The organism is Janthinobacterium sp. Ant5-2-1 (assembly GCF_001445815.1).
Classification (GTDB): Bacteria; Pseudomonadota; Gammaproteobacteria; order Burkholderiales; family Burkholderiaceae_D; genus Janthinobacterium; species Janthinobacterium lividum_E.
Genome location: NZ_LNCE01000164.1, coordinates 1 through 627, shown reverse-complemented (window position 1 = coordinate 627; position 627 = coordinate 1). Strand labels below are relative to the sequence as shown.

Here is a 627-nt window from a genome sequence, read left to right as displayed (position 1 = left end):
TGAAAGAGCGCTACAGGGATAAGAAAGTACAACGTTGTTGCTTGTTTGTTGATACATACAATCATTACCCATCGATTTACCTTTTACGGCAAACCGATCAATAAATAATCTTTACTTCTTCCAGATTGTTAAAGAACGAAACAGCTTTGATCGCTAAAAGATCAAATCTAAACCACAGTCTTGTGACCGGCTTACATTTGTACTTTCGAGTAAAACTTTGGTGGAGGATGACGGGATCGAACCGACGACCCCCTGCTTGCAAAGCAGGTGCTCTCCCAGCTGAGCTAATCCCCCTGGGTAATGACTGGTAGGGCTGGTTGGACTCGAACCAACGACCCCCGCGTTATCAACACGGTGCTCTAACCAGCTGAGCTACAGCCCCAACGCGGAACTACTACGACTACTGTTTCTTCTCTTACTAACAGCCGATAAGTGTGAACATTTGATGCGTGAATCATTACTGATTCGTGCAAACTCTAGAAAGGAGGTGATCCAGCCGCACCTTCCGATACGGCTACCTTGTTACGACTTCACCCCAGTCACGAATCCTACCGTGGTAAGCGCCCTCCTTGCGGTTAAGCTACCTACTTCTGGTAAAACCCGCTCCCATGGTGTGACGGGCGGTGT

Annotated in this window: 2 tRNA genes and 1 rRNA gene; all 3 read right to left on the bottom strand. The window is 47.7% G+C overall.

Features of this window, described 5'->3' with window-relative positions:
* Positions 1-218: 218 nt before the first annotated feature.
* Positions 219-294: transfer RNA gene (locus ASN89_RS26875), tRNA-Ala, on the bottom strand.
* 11 nt (positions 295-305) lie between these two features.
* Positions 306-382 (bottom strand) — tRNA-Ile (locus tag ASN89_RS26870).
* A gap of 98 nt (positions 383-480) precedes the next feature.
* Positions 481-627: ribosomal RNA gene (locus ASN89_RS26865) — 16S ribosomal RNA — on the bottom strand; the annotation flags it as partial.